Source organism: Mesorhizobium sp. M0317 (genome assembly GCF_040321555.1).
GTDB lineage: Bacteria > Pseudomonadota > Alphaproteobacteria > Rhizobiales > Rhizobiaceae > Mesorhizobium.
On record NZ_JAMYRV010000021.1, the window covers coordinates 76,974 to 98,864 of the forward strand.

Below are 21,891 nucleotides of genomic sequence, written 5' to 3' on the forward strand. Positions count from 1 at the left end.
CTGCCATGGCGCTTGCCCTCCAGACCTTTTCGGCCGTCAGGGATGCCAACGCGGCGCTGAAGGCGCCCGGCACCCGCTATCTCGGCGGCGGCACGCTGGTCGTGCGCGCCGCCAATGAAGGCGATGTCTCCGTCACCGGCCTCGTCCGCTCGACCGATCCGACCCTCTCCGGGATCACCGTTGCCGGCGGCAAGGTCCGCATCGGCGCTTCGGTGACAATGGCGGCCATCGCCCGCCATCCGGAGCTTGCGGCGCTGTCCAAGGCTGCGCGCGCCGTCGGCGGCCCGGCGATCCGCAATATGGCGACTGTCGGCGGCAATCTGTTCGCACCCGCGCCCTACGGTGATTTCGCTGTCGCCCTGCTGGCGTTGGATGCGACGGTCGGCACCGATGATGGGGAATTGCCTATCGAGGATTTTCTGGCCAGGCGGGACGACAGCCGCGCCATCGTGACATCAGTCGCCTTCGCGTTGCCGAAGGCCGAGAATTTCCGCTTCCTGAAAGTGTCGCGGGTCAAGCCGAAGGGCGTCTCCGTGCTCAGCATCGCCGCCGTTCTCGAACAGGCCGGCGACGGCACTGTCTCCTCGGCGCGGATCGCGCTCGGCTGCATGGCAGACCGGCCGATGCGCGCCCGTGCTGCGGAAAAGGCACTGATCGGCAGCAGGCTCGAGCAGGACGGCGTCGCAGCGGCGCTGGCTGCAGCCGGTGAAGGCACCTCGCCAATCACCGACCCGATCGCCAGCGCCTGGTATCGCGCCGAGGTTCTGCCGGTCCATCTCGGCCGGCTGCTGCTTACTTAACCACCGCTTGGGGGGCGCGCGTCTGTCCGATCAACCGGGCAGGCGCGCTGGGAGGAAAACATGGCAAAGGTTCCGGTTCAGTTCACGCTCAACGGCTCGGAGAAGGCCGAATTTGTCGACAGCGGCACGACGCTGCTGCACGCGCTGCGCGACAAGATCGGCGACACCTCGCCCAAGGGCGGCTGCCACCAGGGCACCTGCGGCGCCTGTTCGGTCATCATCGACGGCGAACTCCGGCTCTCTTGCCTGACGCTGGCCGAGACCTGCAGCGGCGCCGACATCCGCACCACATCGGGCCTCGCCGAGGCCGGCGTCCTGCATCCGCTGCAGCGTGCCTTCCTCGATGCCTTCGCCACGCAATGCGGCTTCTGCACGCCGGGCATGATCATGGCCGCCAAGGTGCTGCTCGACCACACGCCCAATCCGAGCCGCGAGGATGTGGTCGAGGCGCTGTCCGGCAACATCTGCCGCTGCACCGGCTACGAGCCGATCATCCAGGCGGTGCTGACCGCGGCCCGAGCCAATTCGCAGAACGCGGCCTAAGGACCAAAAGAATGGAACTGCGCAAAAACTATTTCGCCGATCAGCGCAAGGACGGCCTGCACGAGATCGGCCATGGGCGGCCGCGGCTGGATTCGCCGGGACATGTGACGGGCAAGACCGCCTATTTCGCCGACCGCAACTTCCCGAATATGCTTCACCTGAAAATGGTGCGCAGTCCGCACCACCATGCCCGCATCCGTTCGATCGACACTTCCGAAGCGGAGAAGCATCCCGGCGTGGTGAAAATCCTCACCGCCAAGGATGTGCCGCACAATGTCTACACCATCCTGATCCTGATCCAGGTCGGACCGGAAGACGAAACGGTGCTGGCCGACGGCAAGGTGCGCTGGAAGGGCGAGGCCGTGGTGGCGGTGCTGGCCGAGACCGAGCGCGCGGCTCAGGAAGCGGCAGCCAAGGTCAAGGTCGATTATGAGGTGCTGCCGGCCGTCTTCGACATGGAAGAAGCGCTGAAGCCCGGCGCGCCTTTGGTCAACGAATATCACGGCCAGAATTATTACCTCTATGACAGCGGCGAATGCCGCAAGGTGCGCTTCGGCGATGTCGAGGCGGGCTTCGCTGGCGCCGACCACATCCTGGAACAGAGCTACCAGTCCTCGCCGATCGAGCATGCGCCGACCGAGACCACGGGCTGCGTCGTGGTGCCCGAAGGCAATGACCGCTTCACCTGCTACACCAACACCCAGGCGATGTTCTTCACCCTCGACAACGCGTCGATCATCCTGCAGATGCCCGGCTCCAAACTGCATTTCGTCGGCGGCACTGTCGGCGGCGGCTTTGGCGGCAAGGTCGACGTCATCGTCGAGCCGATCGCCATTCTTGGCGCCAAGCTGACAGGACGTCCCGTCTCCTTCATCTACAGCCGCGAAGAGGAGATGCAGATCTCCTCACCCCGCGCCGCCGAAAAGATAATCATCAAGGACGGCGTGATGAACGATGGCCGCATCGTTGCGCGCAAGGTGGCCGGCTATACCGATGCCGGCGCCTATTCGCGCCACTCGCCTTACGGGGCGCAGAAGGGTGCGGCGCACTATCCCGGCCCCTACACCATTCCCAATGTCTGGATCGACACCTACTGCGTCTACACCAACCGCACGCCCTCCTCCGCCATGCGCGGCTTCGGCGTCACCATCGGCGACTTCGCGCTTGAGGTGCAGATGGACAAGCTGGCGCGGCTGATCGGCATGGACCCGCTCGAATTCCGCTTCATCAACGCCTATCGCGACGGCGACATGAAGGCGCACCGCCAGCCGACCGAAGGTGCGGCGCTGATCGAGTGCATGCAGGAGGCGTCGCGCGCCGCCAACTGGCCTGTGGCGGAGAAGTATATGGCGATGTCCTCCTACACGAAGGGAGCTTGAGATGGCGATAAGGCGCGGACGCGGCGTCGCCGCGATCAACTACCCGACGGGCATGAACCTTGGCGGCGACCCGACGCAGGCGCTGGTGCATTCGACGCCGACCGGCAATTTTATGGTCACACTTTCGTCGGTCGATCTCGGCCAGGGCCTGAAGCAGATCATGGCGCAGATCTGCGCCGAGACCATCGGCGTGCCGACCGACCGGGTCACCATCGACACCGCCGACACCGACACCGGCCCGCACTGCATGGGTACCTTCGCCTCGCGCGGCACCCACCGCGCCGGCAATGCCGTCATCCAGGCGGCCAAGGAAGCGCGCCAGGTGATGTTGGAAGTGGCGGCGGAAGAGCTGGAGGTCAACGCTTCCGACCTTGAGACTGACGGCCAGGGCAATATTCTGGTCAAGGGCGCGCCGCAAAAGTCGATCTCGATCTTCGATGTCGCCTTGTCGGCGCATTTCAAGCGCGGGCGCTCGATATCCGGGCGCGGCATGTTCCTGATCCCGCGCTCCTATCCGGAGAAAGAGACCGGCGCGATGAAGCCGTCGACCTGCTACGCCCATGCCTGCACGGTGGCCGAAGTCGAGGTCGATGACGAGACGGGCGAGGTTACGGTGCTGACCGTGAAGAACGTCTTTGAGATCGGCCGCGCGCTGAACCCGAAAATGGTCGAGCAGCAACTGGTCGGCGGTTCCTGGATGGGCATCAGCCACGCGCTCTACGAAACGACCGAGCCCTATTATCCCAACCGCGACCATGGCGGCACCGACTTCAACCAGTATCTGATGCCGGGACCGGGCGATCTCGCCCAAACCGAGATCATCGTGCTGGAGCGGCCGTCGGCGGATGGTCCTTACGGTGCCAAAGGGCCAGGCGAAATGTGCGCGAACCCGCAGATCCCCGCGGTTGCCAATGCCGTCTTCGACGCCGTCGGCGTGCGCATCGACACGCTGCCGATCACACCGGAGCGCATATTGCGCGCGCTGAAGGCGCAAGCGGCGAACTGAGGACGACATGCAGGAGCCGAATGCCGAGACTGTCGCGACCTCGCCGGAGGCGGTGGCACAGCATCTCGCTGCGTCGCGTTATCTCGCCGACGACAGCCTCGCAACCGCGATCTTCCTGGCGATACGGCTGGGCAAGCCGTTGCTGCTCGAAGGCGCGCCCGGCGTCGGCAAGACCGAAGCGGCCAAGGCGACCGCGCAACTTCTCGGCCGCGATCTGGTGCGGCTGCAATGCTATGAAGGCATCGACGCAGCACACGCGCTCTACGAATGGAACTACCAGCGCCAGCTGCTCGCCATCCGCCATGCCGGCGAGCATGAGATCGACATCTATGACGACCGCTTTCTGATCGCGCGGCCATTGCTGCAGGTGTTGCGGGCGCCGGAGCAGCGCGTGCTGCTGGTCGACGAGATCGACCGCTCCGACCACGAATTCGAAGCGCTGCTTCTCGAATTCCTTTCCGATTTTCAAATCAGCATCCCTGAGCGCGGCACGATCCGCGCCGAGGCGCAGCCGATCGTCATCCTGACCTCGAACCGAACCCGCGAACTGGCGGAGGCGCTGCGTCGGCGTTGCGTCTATCACTGGATCGGCTATCCCGACGCCGAGCGCGAAGCCGCCATCATCATGCTGCGCGCCGGCGATGTCGCCGAGACCACCGCCCGCGCCGTGGCGGCCGCTGTGCAGGAGATCCGCGTCCGCCCGCTGGCCAAGCCGCCCGGCATCTCCGAGGCCGTAGAATGGGCCAACGCCGCCACCATACTGGAGAAAGGCGGCAGCCCATGGCCGCAAGCCTTCCGCCGCGCCATCGGTGTGCTTATCAAGGACGAGGAGGATTTGTCCGCGATCGCGCCGGAGCTTGGGCAGATTGTCGAGGAGGCGCTGGGGTGACGTGTGAGGTCAACAGCTCGTTCATAGCGAGGTGGCCTCACCTGGGCACTCTGCAACGCTGGCGGGACAGCGCCCCCCTCTGTCCTGCCGGACATCTCCCCCACAAGGGGGGAGATCAGCCGTCATCCTGGCTTTCGCCAATCTCCAGCGGCGCAGAAAGAACCGAAGCGCCAAAGCTGCTGATCTCCCCCCTTGTGGGGGAGATATCCGGCAGGACAGAGGGGGGCGCGAAGGAATGATGCGTCAGGGAACCCTTCCTCTCGCCTCCGCGCCCTTCCTCGACTTCGCCCGGCTGCTGCGCCGCCACGCCTTTGCCGTCGCCCCCGAGCAGGTCTGCAGCTTCATGCAGGCCATAACCCTGCTCGGCCCGCGCTCCATGGCCGACATCCGCGAGGCGGCGCTCGCAACGCTTGCCCCCCCGCCCGATCGCCGCGGCGAATTCGAGGCGCATTTTCGCAATCACTTCCATGGCGATGGCCAACCCTCGATCGAAGGCGAGGAAGACGAGGAAACCCGCATCAAAGACGATCACGGCACGCGCCAGGAGGAGAAACAGACGACGCGCCAGGAGAAAGGCGGCGAGCTGTCGTCGGGCCTGGAGCAACTGAGCACGCGCGATTTTCAGCGCGACGATGACAGGCTGACCGCCTTTCGCCGCAAGCTGTCGGCTGCCCTGCCCGCCCGCCGCTCCTTCCGCACCGTGCGCACCCATTCGCGCGGCAAGCTCGACCTGCGCCGCTCGCTCAGGGAAATCGTCAGCGCCGATGGCGATATCCCCTCGCCGCAGCTCCGCCGCCGCCAGACGGTGCCGCGCAAACTGCTGATCCTCATCGACGTCTCCGGCTCGATGAAGCTGCACACATCGGATTATCTCAAATTGGCGCACGCCGCCGTACAAGGTGCTGACCGTGCCGAAATCTTCACCTTCGGCACGCAGCTCACCCGAATCACGTCCGCACTGCGTATCCGCGATCGCGACCAGGCTCTCCCCCGAGCGGCGGCACTCGTAGACGACTGGGACGGCGGCACGCGCATGGGACCGACCCTGCTCGCCTTCCTCTCGGTGCCGCGGTTCTCGGCCTTCGCGCGCGGTGCCGCTGTGATCATCCTGTCGGACGCGCTGGAGCGCGGCGACCATGCCGATCTCGAGACCGCGATACGCCGCCTGAGCGCCCGCGCCTTTCGCCTGTCGCTGGCCACACCTTTGGCCGGCGATCCGCGCTTCCAGCCGGCAACGGCGGCGTTGCGCGCCATCTTGCCCGATCTCGACGATCTCATCGACGGCTCGTCGCTCGGGAGTCTCACCGATTTCATCCTGTCGCTCGCCCGCCCCGCCCCGGCGGCGTCGGCAATCTGGAAAAGGGTATCGTGATGCAGAAAGCCGTCGACGCGCATTTCCACATCTGGCGCCAGCAGGACCAGCCATGGCTGGTCGGGCCGATGGTGCCGCGCATTTTCGGCCCCTACGAACCGATCCGCCGCGACTATCCGATCGAGGAATTTCTCGCCGATCAGCAAGGCGCAGGTGTCGAGAAGGCCGTCTATGTCCAGACCAACTGGGCCAAGGAGGATTTCGAAAAAGAAGTCGCCTTCCTGCAGAAGACTGCCGACGAGACCGGCTGGCCGCACGCTATCGTCGGCTATACCGATATGACTGTCGACGATGTCCGGCCCCAGATCGATCGATTGAAAAAGTACCCGCTGCTGCGCGGCGTGCGCATGCAGTTGCATTGGCACGAGACGCCGGCCTTCCGCTTCGCTGCCTCGGCCGATCAGGTCATCGACCCCAAGGTGCGGGCCAATGTCGCGCGGCTTAACGACTATGGCCTGTCCTTCGACCTGCAGCTTTTCCCTGCCCAGATGAAGGACGGGCTGACGCTGGTCGGCGAGAACCCGCAGATCAACTTCATCCTCACCCATGCCGGCATGCTGACCGGCATGGAGCCGGAAACCACCGAGGCCTGGAAAGCCGGCCTGAGTACGCTATCAACAGCGCCGAACTTCTACGCCAAGCTGTCGGGCCTCGGCACCTTCGCCCACCGCAACGATCCGGCGTTGATTGCCTACATCGTCGACAATGCCATTGACATTCTGGGCGCTGACCACCTGATGTTCGGCTCCAACTTCCCGATAGAGAAGCTCTGGACCAGCCACGCCGAACTGATCAAGGCGCACCGTGCAGCCGTGGCGAAGCACGGTCCGGTGGCGGAAGCGGATATCTTTTGGAATACAGCAGAGAAGGTTTACAGACCGGCATAGCGCACGCTTTCCCTTCTCCCACAGGGGAGAAGCGAAAGCCGCCCCTCACTTCACTTCAAACTCAGGATCGACCGGAATCTGCATCGCAGTCACCAGATGGTTGGTCTGCCCGGCCAGTCCGATGATCGACACCAGTTCGCCATGCTGCGCATCGGTCAAGCCTTTGGCGCGGGCGGCTGCCGTATGCGAATGGACGCAATAGGAGCAGCCATTGGCGGTTGACACCGCGATATAGATCATTTCCTTGGTCAGCGGGTCGATGGCGCTCTCCGTGGCCATCACCACCTTCACCTGTTCCCATGTCCGTTTCAGCAAGGCCGGATCGTTGGCGAGCCCACGCCAGAAATTGTTGACGAAATCCGATTTGCGCGTCGCGCGGATGTCGTCGAACACAGCCTTCGCAACCGGGATTTTTTCGACCTCGGCATCGCTGAGGAGTTTTGTGGCGGCCATGGCGTTTCCTTTCGTTGAATCGATGGATCAGGTGGTTGAATCAGGTTTCGAGCAAGGGCGGCTAACCGGCTATTCCGATTCAGTTTTTGATGCTGACAGAACCATGGCGATTGGCCGAAGCATCTCAGCTTCGTCATTCACGGGCGAAGCAGGCGCGAAGCGCCGTCGCGGAGACCCGAGGATGACGAAGGCGCTGAGGCCTTCGCCAATTGGTGACGTATGCGCACCGTCAAACACCGACCGGCAACCTAGTGCACTGCCGCATACATGATCTTCTCCTCCGTCGCCTCCGCCGGCGAGAACTCCTCCACGATGCGCCCCTGTCGGCACACCAGAATCCGATCCGACAGGTTCATGATTTCCGGCAGGTAGGACGAGATCACCACCACCGCCAGCCCCTCATCGGCCAGCCGGTTGATGATCTGGTGGATCTCGGCGATGGCGCCGACATCGACGCCGCGCGTCGGCTCGTCGAAGATGACGATGCGCGGCTGCTGCACCAGCCCTTTGCCGATCACCACCTTCTGCTGGTTGCCGCCGGAAAGCTCGACCACGCGGGCATTGTCGTTGATCGCCTTGATGTTCAGCGTCTTCGTCCATTCAGCGGAAAGCGTGCGCATCTCCTGCTGGTTGATCACCCAGGCCTGTTCGCGGCCCGCCGCCAGCAGCCCGCCGAACAGGTTCTCGGCAACGCCCATCGTCTCGAAAATGCCCTCGCTCTTGCGGTCCTCGGTAACATAGACGATGCCGTCGGCGACCGCTTCGCTCGGCACGATATAGCGCACCGGCCGGTCGTCCAGTTCGATGGCGCCACCGCGCAAAAAATCGCGCTTGTAGATGCCGGAGACGATCTTGAAGGTCTCGGTGCGGCCGGAGCCGATCAGCCCGAACACGCCGGTGATCTGTCCCTCGAAGATCGAGAAGGAGGTGTTGCGCACGACATTGCTCATCGAAATGTCCTGCACCGACAGCACCTTCTTGCCGGCCTTGCGCAGCCTGGCCTCGTCGCGCTGGCGGTAGATCTGTCCCGACAAAGTGCGCCCGACCATGGCGGCGACGATCTTGTCGCGGTCGAAGGCCGAATTGTCGTCGGTGATCACCAGTTCGCCATCGCGCAGGATTGTGATGCGGTCGGCGATCATCAGCGCCTCTTCCAATGCATGGCTGATGAAGATGATCGAGACGCCGTTCGCCTTCAGCCGCCGGATCAGCGCGAAAAAGTGCCGCTTCTCCTCCGGCGTCAGCGTCGCCGTCGGCTCGTCGAAGATGATGATCTCGGCATTGTGGTGAACGGCGCGCGCGATTTCGACCATCTGACGCTTGGCCGCGCCCAGCGTCGCCACCACGGCGTTCGGGTCGACCGGAAAGTTCAGCGATTGCAAAAACTGCTGCGCCGAAATGTAGGTGCCGCGCAGCCGGTTGAGGAATTTTTCGGTGCCGAGATAGAGGTTTTGCGCCACTGTCATCGACGGCACCAGGCTGGTCTCCTGGAACACCATGGCGATGCCGGCCTCGAGCGCCGCATGCGGCGAGGCGTAGGCGATCTCGCGGCCTTTGTGGAACATCTTGCCGGAAGTGGCGTCGACGACGCCGGCAATGATCTTGGTCAGCGTCGATTTTCCGGCGCCATTCTCGCCGAGCAGCGCGTGGATTTCGCCCTTGCGCAGTTCGAAGCTGACTTGTCTGACCGCGGGCACGCCGCGATAGTTTTTGGTGACGTTTTCCAGGCGCACGATCGGTTCCATCAGAGACCTCCTGCGTCGATGGCCAGCACGCAATCGCCGCCCCTGGAGGCGATGAACAGGCGGCCGTCCGTTTCCGCCACGCTGCAGATGCCGTGGCGCGTGCCGTTGGCGCGGCTGTGCAGGCTGAATTGCGGCTGCATGGTCCGGTCGAGCTTCACCACCAGCCCGTAGGAGCGGCTCGGCGACCAGGGCTTGTGGATGCCCATGGTGCGGATGCCGCCACATTGCAGCGGTTCGAGGAAGCTGCGATTGGAGGCCAAAGCCGGCGCGATCCAGTAGGCCGGCGCCACCTGGTCTAGCATGTCGCGCCGATAGTGGGTTTCCTGGAGAACGAATTCGATCAGCCGGTTGCGTGGCGCGAACAGAGCCAGCCACGCGCCGCCATCGCCGGCCGGCGCAAGGCGCGCGGGATAGCCGGGCAGATGCGTCAGCACCGTCGAGCGGCTACCGGTTGCACCATCGAAGCGAACGAGCTGGTGACGCCAGCTTTCGCTGACCAGCACATCCCGCCCCGTGGGATAGAGCCCATAGGGAAAGGCGATCTCGCCGGCCACTTTGCGGAACCCGCCGCCGGCTGCGTCCCGCCTCCAAAGCGATCCGGACGCGCCCTTCTTCATCAGGTCGGCGGCCCATAGCGACGGCGCATGCTCAGCCGAGCCATTGGCCAGCCACAACGTGTCGTCCTCGGCATAGGCAAGCGCGGTGATGCAGCTGACGCCAGACGGCAGCGAAACCTCCTTGCCGGCGACCAGCAGCTTGCCGCTCTCAAGTCCGACCGTCAGTTCTCCCGACAGCGATAGAGCCAGCGCAGTGATGGGGGAAGGAAAGGTCTCGACAACCTTCGGCTCCACTCCTGCGGCAAGCGAATATACCGCATTGCCGCTGGAAACGAGCAGCCGGCCATCGGCAACCAGAAGATTGTCGGGCTCCGTCAAATCGGCGAACACTGGCGCCTCGTCCAGCCGCGTGTTGGGCCGGAAGGCGCCGTCGAGCGGCGGGATGGTGACGGCCTTGCCGCGAAACATGTCCAAGATGGGATCCAGGATCATGGCTGCGTTCCCCAATAAGAAGCGGAGCTGGTCCAGGTCGGGTCCGCGCCCGCAATCTTGTAGCGGCCGATGCGGTTGTTGAGGATGCCGCCGACGAACAGGAAACCCTTGTGCTCGCGCATCGAGGTGACCATCGGATGCGCGCCGCCGGTGAGGTCGCCCATCGCCTCGACAATGCCGCCCTTGTCGTTGAATTTCACCACGCCGCCGGTGTTGATGTTGGGGAACAGCCACTCGTCCTGCGGCAGCCGGCGCGTCATGCGCTTGCGCATATCGGGATGGCGCAGCGACAGGTCGAAGCTCGGCGTGCGCATGCCGAGCCACGCCATCCAGTAATTGCCGTCGGAGGCGCGGTTGATGTTGTCGGGATAGCCCGGCATGTCGCGGATGACGCATTCGGCGGCGCCCGCCTTTGGCCCTTCCAGCCAGTAGCGGTGGACGCGGCAGGCCCAGCTCTCAGCGAAGAACAGCGACTTACCGTCATGCGCCATGCACACGCCATTGGTGTAGCGGTAGCCGTCGAGCAGTGTCTTCGTCGAACCGTCCTTCGGGTCATAGACCAGCAGCCGGCCGGTGGCGCGGTTCTCGATCGAGTCCAGCGCCCAATCGTGCGCGTCATAGCGCTTGGTGGAGTCAGTGAAATAGATGCGCCCGTCCGGCGCGATGTCGCAATCATTGGGGTCGCGCAGCCGCGCATCGTCGACGATCGAGGTCCAGGAGCGCGACGTCTCGGCCGACAGGCGCTTCACTTCCCGATCCGGCGAGACGGAATAGAGCCCCATGGCGCCGACGCAGCTGATCAGATTGCCCGATTTGTCGAAGGCCAGGCCCAGCGGAAAGCCGCCGATGTGGGCAAACACCTCCGATTTCACATAGTCCGGCGCGAAGAAGCGGACGATCTCGCCATGGCGCGTGCCGCAATAGAGATGATCGTCGCGGTCGAGGATGACGTCTTCCGGCCCTTCCAACTCGCCGAGCCCGATATGGTCGGCCGCCGACAGCCGGTTGTCGAGCGCGTAGGGCGTGCCTGAGCCCGGCACCGCAGACTGTGTCTCGCCCATCTTGAGATAGACCGGCGCGACATAGACTTCGTTGAGCACCTTATGGCGGTTCTTCAGCCAGCGGATGTCGATCGTCACCGCCACCGCCAGCATGATGCCCAGCACCATCTGGTTGGTGCCGGTGCCATAGCCCAGCCGGATCAGCCCGTTGGTCATGGTCAGCACGATGATGGCGCCCATCAGCCCCTTGATGACCGAGCCGCGGCCACCACCCAGGCTGACGCCGCCGACCACCGCCGCCGTCAGCGCCATGATCTCGAGGTTGAGGCCGGTGCCCGGCCCTGCCCCACTCAGGCGGCAAGCGATCAGGAAGCCGCCGATCGAGGCGCAGAAGCCGGAAAAGACATAGGTCATGAACACGGTGCGGCGCACGCGAATGCCGGCATTGTGCGCCGAGCGCCTGGAGCCGCCGACCGCCAGCACATGCCAGCCCGGCCGTGAGCGCGTCAGCGCGATATGGGTGACGATGGCAAGAATGATCGCCAGCCACACCGAGACCGAAAGCCCCCAGAAGGTGCTGTCGCCGATGAAGTCGAGCACATCCGATGTCGCCTGGGAAAGCTGCACGTCTGCGGCATAGGTGGTGACGAGAATATCGAACAACGCCCGGCCGAAGATGAACGTCACCAGGGTGGTGAGGAAAGCGCGCAGCCTTAGGTAGCCGACGAGGTAGCCGTTGACGGCGCCGAAGATCAGGCCGGTGGCGAGCGATGCCGCCAGCGCCAGCCAGATAGACTGTTCGAGAATGAAGAAGACATAGACGGCGGAGAAACAGGACAGCGCGAAGATCGACCCGACGGACAGGTCGATGCCGCCGCCCAGCATCACCACCGTCATGCCGGTGACCACCATCGAGAACTCGCCGAGTTGGCGGGTCGATTCCTGCAGCGAGGTCAGCTTGAAGAAGCCGGGAATGATCGAGCCGAACACGCTGAGCGTCGCCACCAGCGCCAGGAACGGAATGGCGTTGTCGGTCCAGCGTTTTGTCAGGATCTCGCCGACCAGATGGTCGGGCACGAGATTGTAGCGCCAGGACTGGAGGCGTTCGCGAAAGGACATCGGCGGCTGCTATTCCATGAGGGAACGAGGTGACCGGATTGTCCAGTCACCTCGTTTATTTCAGTCGAAAAGCGCGGCTTACTTCGCCGCCGCTTCGGCCTGCAGCGCCTTCAGGTCCCAGCAGCTGTCGGGCTTGAGGTCGGCTTTGGTCGTAGCCTTCTCCAGTGTGTAGATGTAGGTGTGCGACGTGCCGGCCGGCTGGCCGCTCTGCAGCAGGAACTTGATGATAGCGTTCATGTCGCCGGACTGGCGAGCCAGATCGGTCATCACCACGGCGCCGTAAGTTCCGTCCTGCAATTTGTCGCAATCGGCCGCCTTCTCGCCGCCGCCGGTGGTGACCAAAAAGACCTTGCCGTCGAGCTTGGCGTCGCGGATGGCGGCGGATGCGCCGGTAGCGTCACCATCCCAGAAGTCGATGATCGAGCAGATGTCGGGGTTCTGCTGCAGCATTGTCGTCGTCACGTTGCGCGACGTCGTCGGATCCCAGTTGGAGTCGGGCTTGGCCACGACTTTGAAGTCGGGGTGCTTCTCCAGCACCTTCATGATGCCGGCATACTGGTAGAGACTGGACGAGTTGGCCTGATCACCCTGCACAAGGCCGATCTTCTTCGACGAATTCTCGCCGCAGCCCTTGATCGCCGCTTCGGCCTCGAGTTGGCCGAGCCGGTCCCAGTCACTGCCGACAAAGGCGTCGGCCGGGAAGTTGGCGGGATTGTCGACCAGTATGACGTAGGTTCCGGCAGCCTGCGCCTTCTTCATCAGCTTGGAATAGGAGTTGAGATCCGGCGCATGGATGATCAGCACGTCCGGCCTTGTGTCGGACGAGATCGCGTCGGTGATCGCCTGTGCGCCGGCATCGACGACCCAGTTCGGATCGCGTGTTTCGAAGGTGCCGCCCCAGGCCTCGACTTCCGTCTTCAGATAGTGCGACCAGCCTTGCGCAAGGTCGAAGCCCATCGCCAGCGGCACCAGCATGACGCGCTTGCCCTTGAGCGCCTGCGCGTATGCGGCCGGGCCCGGATCGTCGGCGGCGAAGGTCGGCGCGACGAAGGCGGTAGCGGCCAGCGCCGTGGCGGCGGCCATCAGTGTTCTGATCAGTTTCATGTCACATCCTCTGTTTTTCACTTATTGCCGGCCGGTCGGCATGACCCGGTCGGGTACCCCTTAGATGTCGCCCTGCTGCGCAGTCTGTTCGTCGCGCGGATTGATGATGCCGTCGACGATGATGGCTCCGAGCAGGATCGCCGCCTTGATCAGGTTTTGATAGAGCAGCGGAATGTCGATGATGGTCATCGCGTTCGACAGGATGCCGATCAGTGCAGCGCCCACCAGCACATTGCGCACCCCGCCCCGCCCGCCGGAAAGGCCGATGCCGCCGATCACCGCCACCAGCACGATGTCATAGAGCAGCGTCGAGTTGACGACGCGGGTGTTGATCGAATGCAGGCTTGCCGCCGTGAGCAGGCCGGCGATCAGCGCGACAAAGGCCGAAACCACATAACGCAGCACCAGCATTGGCCGCACCGGAATGCCGATGTTGCGCGCGGCGACCGGATTGTCGCCGGCGAAATAGATGTAGCGGCCCCATTTGGTGTAGCGCAGGAACAGGAAGAACAGGAAGGCGAGCCCGGCGAAGACGAACACTTCGATCGGAATGTCGAGGAAACGCAGGCCGCCGAGCAGCTCCACCCAATGGCCCTGAGGCACCGGCACCGCATCCTGCGTGATCAGTTGCGAGCGGACATAGCCGAAGACGAAGGAGCCGGTCGCCAGCGTCACGAAGATCGCCGGCACGTCGGCATAAGCGACGAGAAAACCATTGAGCAGGCCGATGGCGAGCACGCCTGCCAGCACGTAGGCGAAGGCGAGCCCATCAGGCGTTCCGGCGTTGAGCAGTTGCAGATACCAGGCGACCGACATCGCCATGATCGCCACCGCCGACAGGTCGATGCCCCTGCCGATTATGACGACCGCCATGCCGAGCGCCAAAATGCCCAGCACCGACACCGAGCGGACGATGGCAACGAGATTGTTGGGAGCGATGAAACCAGGCAGCCCAATGGCAGCGGCGACGAACAGCACCACGGCGATGGCAAAGACAATGCCTTCCTGATTCAGGCTCCTGACATTTGGCCAGCCAATCGTGTTCATGTCTGCATTCGCCCCGATGGCAGCTCTGCCACCCCTTCCGAAGAAAGCTAATCGGCTCGGCGCCGCTTCGTCAAATGAATCCGCGCTCAGAACGCCCGTTGGCAGTGATAATCTTCCAGTGGACGCACCGATTGCTAGAACTGGCGCAATCCTAGGAAAAGGCTGTGCTTTTGGCATTTGGTTGCGCCATTGCGCGTATGCGCGAAGGTGCCGTTCTGAGGCGAAAGCACAAGGCGGAATTAATTGCCGCCTGAGCGGCGAAAATTGCGAATTCAGGTCCTGGACGTGTGGCCTGAAACTTCGGCGCCTGCACCGGGCGGCAGCACGAGGAACCGCAACGCCGCCACCAGCCCGATGGCGCCGATGATCAGGAAGGCGATGCGAAAATCGACGAGGTCGAGCGCCGGCCGGTCCCTGACGATCTGCGACAGGTTGAGAATGGCAGCCGCCACCGCCACGCCGAACAGCATCGATATCTGCTGCAGCATGGACGACAAAGTCGCCGCCGAGCTGCGCTGCGCGGCATCGATGTCGGCGAAGGCCAGAGTATTCAGCGCCGTGAACTGCATCGAGCGCGTCAAGCCGGCGATCAGCATCAGCATCACTACCAGCGCCTGCGGCGTTTCGGGCGAGATCGCCGCGCAGGCCATGATCGAGGCCGAGGCGATCAGGCCGTTGACGACCATGACCGTGCGAAAACCAAAGCGTCGCAGCGTCGGCGTCGTCACCGTCTTCATGCCGAGATTGCCGAGGAAGTAGGCCAGGATCATCAAGCCGGCATCGACCGGCGAAAGGCCAAAGCCGACCTGAAACAGCAGCGGCAAAAGGAACGGCGTGGCGTTGATCGCCACGCGAAAAATGGTGCCGGCGGCAAGCGTCGAGATGGCGAAGGTCTGCACCCTGAACGCGCTGAGATCGAGCAGCGGATGCGGCGCGCGCCGGAGATGCCGCACCGCCAGCCAGCCGATGACGATGCCGGCGGCAACCAGCAGCACGGCGGGCAAGGCGCCGTCTTCCGGATGTGCGATGCGCTCAAGGCCGTAGAGCAGCAGCGCGAGCCCCAGCGACGTGAGGAAAAACCCCGGCCAATCCAGCGGCTTGGAATCGGCCGCGCGGTCGCCCGGAATGAAGCGCGCGACCAGCGCCAGCCCGACGAGCCCAAGCGGGATGTTGATGAAGAAATTCCAGTGCCAGGAGAGATAGGTTGTGATGAAGCCGCCAAGCACCGGCCCGACCACGGGCGCAAACAACGCCGGCCAGGTGATCAGCGCCGTGGCGTTGAGCAGCTCCGATTTCGACGCATTGCGCAGCACCAGAATTCGCCCGACCGGCGTCATCAGCGCGCTGCCAAGGCCTTGCACGACACGGGCGGCGACAAACTGGGTCAGATTTTGCGAGAAGCCGCAAGCGAGCGAGGCCAGCGTGAACAGCACAATCGCCAGCAGGAAGATGTTGCGCGCGCCGAAGCGGTCGGCAAGCCAGCCCGACAGCGGCACGAACACCGCCATGGTCAGCATGTAGGCGGTGATGCCGATGCTCATCGCCACCGCCGTCACGCCGAAGGATTGTCCCATCTGCGGCAGCGAGGTCGAGATGATCGTCGAATCCAGCAGCTGCATGAAAAAGGCGATGGCAACGATCAACGCCACGCGCCGCGCATTGCTGGCGGTTGCGGCGGAGGCCTCGGTGTCGGGAACGGCAGTCATGGCGAACCGCGTTGAACAGCATATGGCTGGCCCCGTCCAGAGCTTATCCAACAAACTTCCGTGTCGGCTCGCAGCCTGTTATGGATGGGCGGGCGGCCAAGGACATTGCATGAAGCCTATCTATATCGACTACCTCAATGGCCTCGATATCGAAGCCCTGGAGATGACCGACGGCGAAATCATTGCCGCTGTCGAAGCCGGGCTTATCGCGCAAGGCAATGGCCAGACGGTGATCGAGCCGCGCGTCCATCTTGAACCCGACCCTTCCTTCCATGGCCATTTCAACGTTCTGCGCGGCTACGTTGCGCCGCTCGATACGGCGGGCGTGAAAATCGTCGGCGACTATGTCGACAATTATCTGCACGGGCTCCCTTCAGAATTTGGCATTCTAAACCTGTTCGATCCGCGCACCGGCACGCCGCGCGCCATTCTCGACGCCACCGTCATCACCGATATGCGCACCGGCGCCGTCACCGCTATCGGCGCCAAACATCTGGCGCGCAAGAACTCCAAGGTGCTGGCCCATATCGGCGCGCGCGGCACCGCCTACTGGAATGTGCGCCTGCTCGACCATCTCTTCGACTTCGACGAGATCCGCGTCCATTCGCGCCGCCCGGAAAGCCGCGACGGCTTCGCTGCCAAACTCTCGGCCGATCTCGGCAAGAAAGTTACCGCGGTTGCCGACTGGGAAAGCTGCATCAAGGGCGCCGACATCGTCGTCGAAGCCTCACGGCTGCCGGAGCCGCAGCCGCTGCTCAAGACCGAATGGATCAAGCCTGGTGCACTGGTCGTGCCCTACGGCACGATGAGCGCGGTGGAGCTGTCGCTGACCGACATCATGCAGAAAATGGTCGTCGACAATTGGGGCCAGTGCAAGGGCGGCAAGTTCGGCTCGCTGCGCGCCCATGTCGAAACCGGAAGGCTGAGCGAAACCACGCTGCACGCCGAGCTTGGCCAGATCGCCGCCGGCCTCAAGCCGGGCCGGCAAAGCGACGACGAGACGATCCTGTTCTGGCATCGAGGCCTGTCGCTGTCCGACATTGCGCTCGGCCAGGCGATGCTGGCCAAGGCAGGAGATAGAGGCATCGGCCAGAGGCTGCGCTTCGCATGAGCGCGCTCGTCCTCACCGGCGCCGGCGTCAGCGTCGAGGACGTTGCGCAGGTCGCCCGCGGCGGCCGCAAGGTCGAGGTTGAACCGACAGTCATCGAGAGGCTCGACAAAGCGCGAAAAGTGCTCGACCAGGTCGCCGCGTCCGGCCAGCAGATTTACGGCCTCAACACCGGGCTCGGCGCCAATCTCGGCACGTCGGTCGAGGGCGATGCCCGCGCCTTCCAGCGCCAGTTGCTGGAAGGGCGAAGCGGCGCCGTCGGCGAGCCGCTGCCGCAACAAGCGGTGCGGGCGACCATGTTTGCCCGTGCGGCGATGTTCTCTGTTGGCGGTTCCGGCATTTCGCCGGCGGCTTTCACCGCCCTTGTCGATGCGCTCAATGCCGGCGTGCATCCGGTAATGCCGCAGCTGGGCTCGATCGGCGCCGGCGATCTCGTGCTGATGACGGCGCTCGCCCGTCTGCTGACCGGCGACGGCGAAGCCGACTATCAGGGTCGGCGCATGCCGGCGGCCAAGGCGTTGATGATGGCGCGGTTGGCTCCGATCAGCCTGGCGCCGAAAGACGGCCTGTCGCTGATCAACGCCTCGGCGGTTTCAACCGGCAGCGGTGCGCTGGCGCTGGCCGACGCGCTGGCTGCCTTTGTGCAACAGCAGCAGGCGGGAGCGCTGACCATGGAAGGGTTTGGCGCCAACCGCACCATCCTCGATCGGCGCCTGCATCTGGCGCGGCCGGCAGCCTGCCAGCAACTCGCGGCCAAGGGCCTGCGCGACCTGCTTGCCCGTGACGAGGAGCCGACGCCGACCACCTTGCAGGACCCGTTGTCGATCCGCTGCATGCCGTCGATCCATGGCGCGCTGATCCAGGCGATCGACCAGGCGCGGCTGGCGCTGGAGATCGAGCTCAACGCCGCCGCCGACAATCCGCTGGTGCTGGGTGAGGACGGGCTGGTGCTGTCGACCGGCAATTTCCACACCGCATCGCTGGCGCTGGCCTTCGAGACGCTCGGCCTGGCGATCGCGCAATGTGCCGCGGCAAGCGTTGCCCGCTTGATCCAGCTGACCGGCTCCGGCTGCAACGGCCTGCCGAAATATTTGTCGCCGGTCGGCGGCGCCTCGGCCGGTTTCGTGCCGCTGCAAAAGACCGCAACGGCAATCCTGGCCGGCATCCGCCACAAGGCCAATCCGGTGATGCTGGATTTCCTTCCCGTGTCCGAAGGCGTCGAGGACCATGCGACGCAGACCCCTCTGGCGGTGTCGAAATGCGCCGAAATGATCGCGCTATGGCGCCGGCTGATCGCCTTCGAACTGATGGCCGCCGCACAGGCCGTCGATCTGCGCGATAGCCTCAAGCTGGCGCCCGGCACCGCAGCGATCCATGCTGCGGTGCGCGCGCATGTAGCGATGCTGAGGGAAGACCGGCCGCTGGGAACAGACGCCGAGGTACTCCATGCCATGCTCGCCGACGGAACATGGCAAGGTGCAGCGATGATCGGCAAAGAGGCCGAGTAGTCAGCCCTTTGCGTCCACCCGTTTCATGAACAGGCTGAGCTCGGCCGGATCCATGCGCACGACATGCCTGTCTTCCGGATAGGCGCCGCTATCGACGTCGGCGACATATTCGGAAAACGCCGCGACGCGTTCCGCCTGCAGACGATCGTACTCGGCGGCGAAGTTGCGGTAGACCTTGGAATGGCGCGGCATGTGGCCCCGGTTCTGGCCAAGAATATCGTCGGCGAACAGATACTGCGCGTCGCAGCCGGTGCCGGCACCCATCGACAGCATGATCAGCGAGGTCCGTTCTGAGATCGCCTTCGCCACCTCGACCGGTACCACTTCGATCTCGGCGCCAAGCGCTCCAACGGCCTCATACTGCTTGACCGCCTCAAAAATCTGCATGGCGGTGTCGGCGGTCTTGCCGACGGCCTTGAAGCCGCCGGTCCAGGTGGCGCGGGACGGAATGAGGCCGACATGGCCGATCACGGGGATCGCGTCGTCGGCGAGCCGCTTCACGGTGGCGAAACCGGCGCTGCAATAAACGGCGTCGGCTCCGGCCTTGTAGAGCCGGAACGCCCAGCGCAGGAAATCGTCCGCCGTGCCTATTTCATAGAAGTTCTCGCCCGGCATGGTGAACAGGCTAGGCGCCGCATCGCGATACTCAGGGTTGAGCACCAGTTCCGGCGGCACCGAGACGATGTCGACCCCTGCCCGCTCGGCGGCCTCGGCCTCGTCCATGGTCAGGACGCGCAGCATGGTCAGCTGGCGCTTGCCCTTCATGGCGCGCAGATCGGCGACGGTCGGTCTCTTTCGGCTCATCGGGATGTCCCTGTTTGCTGGTTGCTTTTCCCGGTCACCTTACCGGCCCCGTAACAGGCCGGATAGAAGGCGGGTGGTTTATTCGCTACTCGGCCGCCGCCGACATATCGAGCTCGTGAAATTCACCGCGATAGGGCCGCGCCGTCGGCGGCAATTCGCGCTTGAGGAATAATCCTCGTACCGCAGCTGCTTCAGCAGCACCGGCCAGACCTCGCGATAGGCATGCCACATGGACGGGTTCGCCGCCGGCAGGTCGTGCTTGATCAGCTCGTGCAGCCTCGGCAGCGCATGGTAGGGCACCATCGGAACATGTGATGCTCGACGTGGTAATTCATGTTCCATGAAGCGGCTGACCGGGTTCATGTAGACGGTGCGCGTGTTCAGCCGGTGGTCGACGACATTGTCGGCCAGGCCGATATGCTGCAGCAACCCTGTCAGCACCATGTGCCAGCTGCCATAGAGACGCGGCAGGCCGATCAGCACCAGCGGCAGCCATGACCCCAGCGCGATCGCGAGAGCGGTCGTCGCAACGTACACGGCGATATGCCAGCGCGCGGCAGTGATCGTCTTCGCCTGCTCTGTCTCAGGAATGTAGCTCTTTTCGTCGTCCGACAGCTTGCCCAACGCCTGGCGCGCCAGGATCGGCAGCGAATAACGGAAATCGAGAATGCCGGTGAAGGCAAGCGCCGCCTTGACCAGATTTGGCGGCCGCATTACCGCGATCTCGGCGTCACGGCCGACGATGATCGTGTCGGTGTGATGCCGCGCATGACTCCAGCGCCATTGCACCGGATTGCGCACCACCATGAAGCTGGCGATTTCGTAGATCACATCGTTCATCCAGCGTGTGCGGAAGGCGGTGCCATGGCCGCATTCGTGCCAGCGCGAGTCGCTCGACGATCCATAGAGCACGCCATAGACGAGCAGGAACGGCACCACCCACCACGTGCCCCAGAACCACACGATGCCGGCGGCCGAGCCCAGGATGGCTGCGATCCAGATCACTGTATCGCGGATCGCCGGCCCGTCGGAGCGCTGCATCATTTCCTTCATTGCCTTGCGCGGCACGTCGGTGTGATACCACTCGGCCGAGGCCAGCCCGGTCTCGATCGCCCGGCGGGTGCTTTCGCCGACCAGGCCGTAATCGCGCTTTGTCTTGGCCGCCGTCGCCATCACCGTCTCGCCTACCTCAAAGCCCGTTTGCGCGGAACTTCCCGTCGAGAAATGTTTTCGCCCGCGGCACGTCGTCCTCGGTCAGATGCTCGATGATGACGGGGATGTTCGGGTGCTTCTCACTGAGCCGCTGCAGATAGAGATCGTAATTCAGCGATCCCAGCCCGGGCGCCGGCAGCTCGATCTCGCCGACGCCGCGGAAGGTCAGCCCCTCATGCGCATCCGCATCGCCGATATCGGCATGCTTTTCCGTCTTGTCGCTGCCGGAGCGTTTCACATCCTTGGCATGCGCGATCCTGATCTTGTCGGCCAGCGTGTCGAACACCTGGTTCAGCACCTGGTCCATGCGGTCGATATTGTGCGCCTCGAAATAGTTGGTCGGATCCATCAGCAGGCCGAGGCCTGGATGGTCGACCTGCGCGAACATCTTGACCGTCTCCTCGACCGAGCCGACGACATTGTTGACATAGGTTTCGAGCAGGAACACCGCCCCATGGTCATAGGCTGTCTGGGCAAGGTCCGAGATCACCTTGCGGCATTCCTCGAACCCTTCCTCGGTCTTGTTTTTGGGATGATGCACCCAGTCGGATTCGGTGTTGTAGGTGCCGGTCTCGGAGATCACGTAGGGCGAGCCGAAGTCGCGCGCATTGCGGATGATCTCCTTGAGATAACCGACGCGCTTCTCGCGCTCGACTTTATCGGGGTGGATGATGTTGGTGTAGCCGGAGATGCAGCAGACCGGCAGATTGTGGTCGCGAAACGTGTCGCGCACTGTCCTCGCCTTGTCCCCGGTGATCTGCCCCGCCGTGAGATCGACATCCCTGAAATGCATGTCGAGCTGCACCGTGTTGAAGCCGAGTGCACGGATGCGGCGGGCGGCCTCCGCGAGTTCGTAGGGGAAATAGCCGGTGAATATACCTGCCTGCATCATGATGTGAACTCCTCCCGGTAAGCGATTCAGCCGCCACACTATTCGGCGGGCATGTTCAGTCGATCGATATCTCGGACAGTTTGACGGTGCGGCCTTGCGCCATCGAGCGATAGCCGGCCTCGACCAGCGCCATCGTCTTGACGTTGTCGGCCACCGATAATGCCGGCGGCGCGCCTGTCTTTACCGCATGCTGCAATTGCTCCATCACGCCGATGAAGGCATGCGGGAACCACATCGTGTCCCAGCTCGGGCTGACCCATTCGCCGC

General features: G+C 63.9%; 19 protein-coding genes and 1 pseudogene. 9 read left to right on the forward strand and 11 right to left on the reverse strand.

Annotation, left to right across the window (positions count from 1 at the left end; genetic code table 11):
* The first annotated feature begins 5 nt into the window (after nucleotides 1-5).
* The 7 genes from NKI88_RS16500 (at nucleotide 6) to NKI88_RS16530 (ending at nucleotide 6,876) form a co-directional block, all read left to right on the forward strand.
* Complete coding sequence (locus tag NKI88_RS16500) at nucleotides 6-800, forward strand: FAD binding domain-containing protein (protein ID WP_023687950.1); 795 nt, start codon at nucleotides 6-8, stop codon at nucleotides 798-800.
* 60 nt (nucleotides 801-860) lie between these two features.
* Nucleotides 861-1,343, forward strand: a complete 483-nt coding sequence (locus tag NKI88_RS16505; RefSeq protein WP_023752952.1) for a (2Fe-2S)-binding protein — start codon at nucleotides 861-863, stop codon at nucleotides 1,341-1,343.
* An 11-nt stretch (nucleotides 1,344-1,354) separates the two neighbouring features.
* On the forward strand, nucleotides 1,355-2,722 hold the full coding sequence (locus NKI88_RS16510; protein WP_352656175.1) for a xanthine dehydrogenase family protein molybdopterin-binding subunit: 1,368 nt from the start codon (nucleotides 1,355-1,357) through the stop codon (nucleotides 2,720-2,722).
* A gap of 1 nt (nucleotide 2,723) precedes the next feature.
* Nucleotides 2,724-3,728, forward strand: a complete 1,005-nt coding sequence (locus tag NKI88_RS16515; protein WP_023699673.1) for a xanthine dehydrogenase family protein molybdopterin-binding subunit — start codon at nucleotides 2,724-2,726, stop codon at nucleotides 3,726-3,728.
* A gap of 7 nt (nucleotides 3,729-3,735) precedes the next feature.
* A complete protein-coding gene (locus tag NKI88_RS16520) occupies nucleotides 3,736-4,617 on the forward strand; it encodes an AAA family ATPase (protein WP_352656177.1) in 882 nt (293 codons plus the stop codon).
* Nucleotides 4,618-4,852: 235 nt separating this feature from the next.
* Nucleotides 4,853-5,989, forward strand: coding sequence for a vWA domain-containing protein (locus NKI88_RS16525; protein WP_352656179.1), 1,137 nt, complete (start codon nucleotides 4,853-4,855; stop codon nucleotides 5,987-5,989).
* Nucleotides 5,989-6,876 carry an amidohydrolase family protein gene (locus NKI88_RS16530; RefSeq protein ID WP_352656199.1) on the forward strand — a complete coding sequence of 296 codons (888 nt, stop codon included), beginning with the start codon at nucleotides 5,989-5,991 and terminating at the stop codon, nucleotides 6,874-6,876. Before NKI88_RS16525 ends, NKI88_RS16530 begins: the two co-directional genes overlap by 1 nt.
* Before the next feature lie 45 nt (nucleotides 6,877-6,921).
* Here NKI88_RS16530 and NKI88_RS16535 read toward each other — a convergent pair whose 3' ends face one another.
* The 7 genes from NKI88_RS16535 to NKI88_RS16565 all read right to left on the reverse strand — a co-directional run bounded on the left by NKI88_RS16535 (nucleotide 6,922) and on the right by NKI88_RS16565 (nucleotide 16,100).
* Nucleotides 6,922-7,329: a carboxymuconolactone decarboxylase family protein gene (locus NKI88_RS16535; protein WP_023699677.1), complete on the reverse strand. Its 408-nt coding sequence runs from the start codon at nucleotides 7,327-7,329 to the stop codon at nucleotides 6,922-6,924.
* A 248-nt stretch (nucleotides 7,330-7,577) separates the two neighbouring features.
* Entirely contained in the window at nucleotides 7,578-9,074 is a 1,497-nt protein-coding gene (locus tag NKI88_RS16540; RefSeq protein ID WP_352656181.1) for a sugar ABC transporter ATP-binding protein, read from the reverse strand.
* Nucleotides 9,074-10,123: an SMP-30/gluconolactonase/LRE family protein gene (locus tag NKI88_RS16545; protein ID WP_352656183.1), complete on the reverse strand. Its 1,050-nt coding sequence runs from the start codon at nucleotides 10,121-10,123 to the stop codon at nucleotides 9,074-9,076. Before NKI88_RS16545 ends, NKI88_RS16540 begins: the two co-directional genes overlap by 1 nt.
* Entirely contained in the window at nucleotides 10,120-12,243 is a 2,124-nt protein-coding gene (locus tag NKI88_RS16550) for an ABC transporter permease (RefSeq protein WP_023699679.1), read from the reverse strand. Before NKI88_RS16550 ends, NKI88_RS16545 begins: the two co-directional genes overlap by 4 nt.
* A gap of 78 nt (nucleotides 12,244-12,321) precedes the next feature.
* Entirely contained in the window at nucleotides 12,322-13,347 is a 1,026-nt protein-coding gene (locus NKI88_RS16555; protein ID WP_023668177.1) for a sugar ABC transporter substrate-binding protein, read from the reverse strand.
* Nucleotides 13,348-13,407: 60 nt separating this feature from the next.
* Nucleotides 13,408-14,394 (reverse strand): ABC transporter permease, encoded by a 987-nt coding sequence (locus tag NKI88_RS16560; RefSeq protein WP_352656185.1) that lies wholly within the window; start codon nucleotides 14,392-14,394, stop codon nucleotides 13,408-13,410.
* 272 nt (nucleotides 14,395-14,666) lie between these two features.
* On the reverse strand, nucleotides 14,667-16,100 hold the full coding sequence (locus NKI88_RS16565) for a DHA2 family efflux MFS transporter permease subunit (RefSeq protein ID WP_352656187.1): 1,434 nt from the start codon (nucleotides 16,098-16,100) through the stop codon (nucleotides 14,667-14,669).
* Nucleotides 16,101-16,209: 109 nt separating this feature from the next.
* Here NKI88_RS16565 and NKI88_RS16570 point away from each other — a divergent pair, with 109 nt between their 5' ends.
* On the forward strand, nucleotides 16,210-17,211 hold the full coding sequence (locus NKI88_RS16570) for an ornithine cyclodeaminase family protein (RefSeq protein WP_352656189.1): 1,002 nt from the start codon (nucleotides 16,210-16,212) through the stop codon (nucleotides 17,209-17,211).
* Entirely contained in the window at nucleotides 17,208-18,716 is a 1,509-nt protein-coding gene (locus tag NKI88_RS16575; RefSeq protein WP_352656191.1) for an HAL/PAL/TAL family ammonia-lyase, read from the forward strand. The genes NKI88_RS16570 and NKI88_RS16575 overlap by 4 nt, the downstream gene beginning before the upstream one ends.
* Here the strand turns inward: NKI88_RS16575 and NKI88_RS16580 are convergent, their stop codons facing one another.
* From NKI88_RS16580 to NKI88_RS16595, 4 genes and pseudogenes are all read right to left on the reverse strand, one after another.
* Nucleotides 18,717-19,520 (reverse strand): 3-methyl-2-oxobutanoate hydroxymethyltransferase, encoded by an 804-nt coding sequence (locus NKI88_RS16580; protein WP_023725437.1) that lies wholly within the window; start codon nucleotides 19,518-19,520, stop codon nucleotides 18,717-18,719. It lies immediately after the preceding gene.
* A 78-nt stretch (nucleotides 19,521-19,598) separates the two neighbouring features.
* The gene (locus NKI88_RS16585) at nucleotides 19,599-20,693 is read right to left on the reverse strand and encodes a fatty acid desaturase family protein (protein ID WP_352656194.1); all 1,095 of its coding nucleotides are present in this window, start codon (nucleotides 20,691-20,693) and stop codon (nucleotides 19,599-19,601) included.
* Between the two features lie 16 nt (nucleotides 20,694-20,709).
* Complete coding sequence (locus tag NKI88_RS16590) at nucleotides 20,710-21,624, reverse strand: sugar phosphate isomerase/epimerase family protein (protein WP_352656196.1); 915 nt, start codon at nucleotides 21,622-21,624, stop codon at nucleotides 20,710-20,712.
* A 55-nt stretch (nucleotides 21,625-21,679) separates the two neighbouring features.
* Nucleotides 21,680-21,891, reverse strand: a pseudogene (locus tag NKI88_RS16595) (gfo/Idh/MocA family oxidoreductase); the annotation flags it as partial.

Bases quoted from the DNA above. Each gene is read 5' to 3' on its own strand.
- NKI88_RS16585 (WP_352656194.1), bottom strand. From the start codon at position 20,693: ATGGCGACGGCGGCCAAGACAAAGCGCGATTACGGCCTGGTCGGCGAA.
- NKI88_RS16560 (WP_352656185.1), bottom strand. From the start codon at position 14,394: ATGAACACGATTGGCTGGCCAAATGTCAGGAGCCTGAATCAGGAAGGC.
- NKI88_RS16545 (WP_352656183.1), bottom strand. From the start codon at position 10,123: ATGATCCTGGATCCCATCTTGGACATGTTTCGCGGCAAGGCCGTCACC.
- NKI88_RS16575 (WP_352656191.1), top strand. From the start codon at position 17,208: ATGAGCGCGCTCGTCCTCACCGGCGCCGGCGTCAGCGTCGAGGACGTT.
- NKI88_RS16525 (WP_352656179.1), top strand. From the start codon at position 4,853: ATGATGCGTCAGGGAACCCTTCCTCTCGCCTCCGCGCCCTTCCTCGAC.
- NKI88_RS16530 (WP_352656199.1), top strand. From the start codon at position 5,989: ATGCAGAAAGCCGTCGACGCGCATTTCCACATCTGGCGCCAGCAGGAC.
- NKI88_RS16555 (WP_023668177.1), bottom strand. From the start codon at position 13,347: ATGAAACTGATCAGAACACTGATGGCCGCCGCCACGGCGCTGGCCGCT.
- NKI88_RS16520 (WP_352656177.1), top strand. From the start codon at position 3,736: ATGCAGGAGCCGAATGCCGAGACTGTCGCGACCTCGCCGGAGGCGGTG.
- NKI88_RS16580 (WP_023725437.1), bottom strand. From the start codon at position 19,520: ATGAGCCGAAAGAGACCGACCGTCGCCGATCTGCGCGCCATGAAGGGC.
- NKI88_RS16515 (WP_023699673.1), top strand. From the start codon at position 2,724: ATGGCGATAAGGCGCGGACGCGGCGTCGCCGCGATCAACTACCCGACG.
- NKI88_RS16550 (WP_023699679.1), bottom strand. From the start codon at position 12,243: ATGTCCTTTCGCGAACGCCTCCAGTCCTGGCGCTACAATCTCGTGCCC.
- NKI88_RS16590 (WP_352656196.1), bottom strand. From the start codon at position 21,624: ATGATGCAGGCAGGTATATTCACCGGCTATTTCCCCTACGAACTCGCG.
- NKI88_RS16540 (WP_352656181.1), bottom strand. From the start codon at position 9,074: ATGGAACCGATCGTGCGCCTGGAAAACGTCACCAAAAACTATCGCGGC.
- NKI88_RS16500 (WP_023687950.1), top strand. From the start codon at position 6: ATGGCGCTTGCCCTCCAGACCTTTTCGGCCGTCAGGGATGCCAACGCG.
- NKI88_RS16510 (WP_352656175.1), top strand. From the start codon at position 1,355: ATGGAACTGCGCAAAAACTATTTCGCCGATCAGCGCAAGGACGGCCTG.
- NKI88_RS16570 (WP_352656189.1), top strand. From the start codon at position 16,210: ATGAAGCCTATCTATATCGACTACCTCAATGGCCTCGATATCGAAGCC.
- NKI88_RS16535 (WP_023699677.1), bottom strand. From the start codon at position 7,329: ATGGCCGCCACAAAACTCCTCAGCGATGCCGAGGTCGAAAAAATCCCG.
- NKI88_RS16565 (WP_352656187.1), bottom strand. From the start codon at position 16,100: ATGACTGCCGTTCCCGACACCGAGGCCTCCGCCGCAACCGCCAGCAAT.
- NKI88_RS16505 (WP_023752952.1), top strand. From the start codon at position 861: ATGGCAAAGGTTCCGGTTCAGTTCACGCTCAACGGCTCGGAGAAGGCC.